The sequence below is a fragment of the Photobacterium sanguinicancri genome, from assembly GCF_002265265.1.
In the GTDB taxonomy this organism is placed as follows: domain Bacteria; phylum Pseudomonadota; class Gammaproteobacteria; order Enterobacterales; family Vibrionaceae; genus Photobacterium; species Photobacterium sanguinicancri.
The window spans coordinates 1-380 of record NZ_NOIF01000509.1 but is presented as its reverse complement, the minus strand read 5'-3'; the positions used below and the strand labels follow the sequence as shown (position 1 = coordinate 380).

1 protein-coding gene is annotated in these 380 nt (G+C 59.2%); it reads right to left on the bottom strand.

Annotation, left to right across the window (positions count from 1 at the left end):
- Positions 1-221: transposase (locus ASV53_RS24870; protein WP_189337982.1), on the bottom strand; the 221-nt coding region annotated here is incomplete at its 3' end.
- Between the last annotated feature and the right edge of the window lie 159 nt (positions 222-380).

Sequence of the window (380 nt, the reverse complement as noted above, 5' to 3'; positions counted from 1 at the left end):
ACCTTCGATGTGCCCGTCAGCATCGTCTTCCTCGATGACCCGTTGCGCCGGTTGATGGTGCCTGCGGCGCCTTCGCTTTCCAGATGATCGTCGAGCTCAGCCGACAGCATCCGCTCCGACAACTCCTTCTTCAGCTCGTCGAGCAGACCGTCCTTTGCAAACAGCTCCTGCGGGTCACGACCCGCCAGAAGCTGGTCCAAAACGTCCTTGTCGATTGCCATATCGATGGTCCCTTCCATTCCATCCTATGGCCTCCCGCACAAAATTCCTGACAGTCCCCTTCGGTTAAGCAGGACCAACCTGACTGACCGAGTGCTCGCCCAAGCATGCTCCGCATGTGGCGGCACCGATGGACCGTTCCATCTTCACCACAGCACCCC